The organism is Elstera litoralis, from assembly GCF_000963705.1.
GTDB classification, from domain to species: domain Bacteria; phylum Pseudomonadota; class Alphaproteobacteria; order Elsterales; family Elsteraceae; genus Elstera; species Elstera litoralis.
Genome location: NZ_LAJY01000385.1, coordinates 1 through 3,560, shown reverse-complemented (window position 1 = coordinate 3,560; position 3,560 = coordinate 1). Strand labels below are relative to the sequence as shown.

Genomic DNA, 3,560 nt, shown 5'->3' with positions numbered 1-3,560 from the left:
TCAATTAATTCAATCGCCTACCCACGCGCATCGACATAAACTGCGCATCGCCCCTCAAGAGTATACACAGTGTCTTCTCGGGAAATTCCAGAAATCATACAGACAAAAAGACCCCTCCCCGATGCCGGAGATGGGTCAAATTTGTTAGACATATGTATCTTCGTCGCTGGGATTGCCGCCGAAAAAAGCGCTTATGCCGCGCGAATGGACGATAAAAACACCGCAACCGCTTGGTCGAGATGCGACGCGGTTCGGCTCAGCCCATCGGCGGCGGAACTTACCGCTTGCGCGGCGGAGCCGGTATCATTGGCCGCGCCCTGCATGCGGTTAACGTTATTCGTCACGATATCGGTTCCGGCGGCGGCTTCTTGCACATTGCGGGCGATCTCGCCGGTGGCAGCCCCCTGCTGGCCCACCGCAGCGGCAACGGTTGTGCTGAGGTCGTTCATGCGCCGGATCACGTCGGAGATTTGCGTCACCATCGCCACGGCGGAGCCGGTTTCGGCTTGAATGGCGGCGATTTGAGTTTGGATTTCGCTGGTCGCCCGCGCGGTTTGGCTGGCGAGGCTTTTCACCTCCCCGGCAACCACCGCAAAGCCCCGGCCCGCATCGCCCGCGCGCGCGGCTTCGATGGTTGCATTCAGCGCCAGCAGATTGGTTTGCTCGGCAATCTCTTGGATCAGCCGAACGACATGGCCGATACGGCCCGTGGTTTCGGCCAAAGTGCCAATCGTTTCACTGGTCGCGGTCGCCGCTTGCACGCCCTCTTCCGCCAGAATGACCGATTGACTGGCCTGCCGCGTGATTTCGGAAATCGAGCAGCTCAGCTCTTCAGTGGCCGTCGCCACCGTTTGCACATTGCTGGTGGTTTGATCGACCGCCGATGCGGCTTCCGACGCCTGCCGCGCCGCGCTTTCCGCCGTTTGCGATAGGGCCTGCGCGCGCTGGCCTAAGCCTTCCGACGCTTCCAGCGTTTCGCGCACCAATGCGCCGATGCTCTGCTCGAACTGTTCGGCGAGCCCCAGCATAGCGCGGCGCTTGTCGTCGGTCGCGCGCGCTTCCGCCGCGCGGCGGTCGGCTTCGAGGCGCAGATTGGTTTCGGCCTGCGCTTTAAAGCGATTGAGCGCGTCGGCCAGCCGCCCCAACTCGTCGCGCCGCTTCAGGCCAGGGATTTCGAGGGTCAGATCGCCCCCGGCCACGCGGCCCATCGCATCGGTGATCCGCGCCAGCGGGCCGGTAATGCCGCGCCGGGCGACGAGTAGCGAGCCGAGCAGCCCGAGCGCCATCCCGGCGATGCCGAAGCCTTTCAGCGCCGTGTCGGCCTCGCCGGCATAGACGCGGAAATCGGTTTTCGAGGCGTTGACGATCTTATTATTACGGTCTTCGATCTCAGTCATCTTGCGCCGCAGCGCCGCCACCACGCGCCGTTGCGCCATTACCGCTTCCTGCGCTTGCGCCCGGCCTTCGGTTGCCCCGTCTTTAGTCAGAGTGATGATCGATAAATAGGCTTTTTCATACACATCGAGACGCTCGCGAAACTCGGTAACGGCGGTTCTATCGTCGGGGTCCGCCGCATTGCGCTCCAACTGTTCCAGCCGCTCGCGCAGCCGCCCCAATTCGTCGGAAGCTGCCGCTTCGAAGGCCGCCCGGTCGCCGCTTTGCAAATCCAACGGCATATACTCCACCGTGCGCGCGAAGGAGAGCAGGTGCGACGTGGCCCGGCCCGCCGAATAAACCTGCTGGGTCGCCTGGGACACGACTTCAAAGCGGTCGGTCGCGTCGCTGAGCGTGGCCACGGCAAGCCCAACCATGCCGCCGATCAGCACGCACAGGAAGACGACGACGCCCACAACTTTCTGACCAATTTTCATCGTTCCGCTCCTCTTGCCTAACGGGGTGCGAGGAATAGGGCGGCGGCAAACGCCCAACCTGACCAGTCGGTCAAGCAATACTCGCGCCAGCCGCCGGGACACGAAAAAAGGGGAGGCTTTCGCCTCCCCTTGATCCCGTTTCAAACCACTGTGCGCGCTAGAGCGTGCGGGCTTCTTCGACGATTTCGAAGCATTCGATCATGTCGCCGATCTTAAGATCATTGTAATTATCGAAGGCCATACCGCATTCGAAGCCCTGTCTCACTTCCTTCACTTCTTCCTTGAAGCGGCGGAGCGTTTTCAGCGTGCCTTCGTGGATAACCACATTGTCGCGCAGCAGGCGAACCTTGTTGCCGCGCTTCACCAGACCTTCGGTAATCATGCAACCCGCAACGCTGCCCGACTTGGTAAGCTGGAAGACTTCGCGGATTTCGGCGTAGCCAGGAAGTTTTCGCGCATTTCCGGCGCGAGCATGCCCGAGAGCGCCGCTTTTACGTCATCGACCACATTGTAGATGATCGAGTAGTAGCGGATCTCGACATTGTCGCGGCGGGCCAATTCGCGGGCTTGGGCATTGGCGCGCACGTTGAAAGCGATAATCATCGCCCCCGAAGCGCGGGCCAAGGTCACATCGCTTTCCGAAATCGCGCCGACGCCGGACGAGAGAATCCGCGTCGTAACTTCCGCCGTCGAGAGACGACCGATCGAGGCGATGATGGCTTCGAGCGAGCCTTGTACGTCCGACTTAATAACAATCGGCAGTTCTTTGGCTTCACCCGCCGCAATCTGCGACAGCATCTGTTCGACCGTACCGCGCGCCCCGCGCTTGGCATCGGCATCGCGGCGACGCTGCTGACGATATTGCACAACGTCGCGGGCGCGGGCGTCGGAATCGACCACGACCATTTCATCGCCCGCCATCGGCGTGCCTTGCAGACCGAGCACTTCGACCGGAACCGACGGCCCGGCTTCCTTAACCTGCTCGCCCTTGTCATTGACGAGAGCGCGAACGCGGCCCCATTCCGACCCGGCGACGAAGATATCGCCAACGCGCAACGTTCCGCGCTGGATAAGGCAGGTTGCCACCGGACCGCGACCGCGATCGAGCTTGGCTTCCACGATGATGCCTTCGGCCGGGCGGTTCGGATTGGCCTTCAGTTCCAGGATTTCGGCCTGGAGCAGAATGGCTTCTTCGAGCTTATCGAGATTGGTTCGGGCTTTCGCCGACACTTCAATCGCAATCACATCGCCGCCCAAAGCTTCCACGACCAGTTCATGCTGCAACAGCTCGTTATGCACCTTGGCCACATTGGCCGAGGGCTTATCGATCTTATTGATCGCCACCACGATGGGCACGCCCGCCGCTTTGGCGTGGCGAATGGCTTCAACGGTTTGCGGCATGATGCCGTCGTCCGCCGCCACCACCAGCACGACGATATCGGTGACATTTGCCCCGCGTGCGCGCATTTCGGTAAAGGCTTCATGGCCCGGCGTATCGATGAAAGTGATGTTCGCGCCACTGGCGAGCTTCACCTGATAGGCACCAATATGCTGCGTGATGCCCCCGGCTTCGCGCCCTGCGACATCGGTAAAGCGCAAAGCATCGAGCAACGAGGTTTTGCCGTGATCGACGTGACCCATGACAGTAACAACCGGGCCGCGATCCAACAATTCGCCATCGCGATCGGC

The 3,560-nt window shown here is 61.3% G+C and carries 1 protein-coding gene and 1 pseudogene; both read right to left on the bottom strand.

The window, feature by feature from the left end; translation table 11 throughout:
* Positions 1–191: 191 nt before the first annotated feature.
* On the bottom strand, positions 192–1,871 hold the full coding sequence (locus tag VZ95_RS14115; protein WP_052711776.1) for a methyl-accepting chemotaxis protein: 1,680 nt from the start codon (positions 1,869–1,871) through the stop codon (positions 192–194).
* Between the two features lie 157 nt (positions 1,872–2,028).
* Positions 2,029–3,560, bottom strand: a pseudogene (gene infB, locus VZ95_RS14110) (translation initiation factor IF-2); the annotation flags it as partial.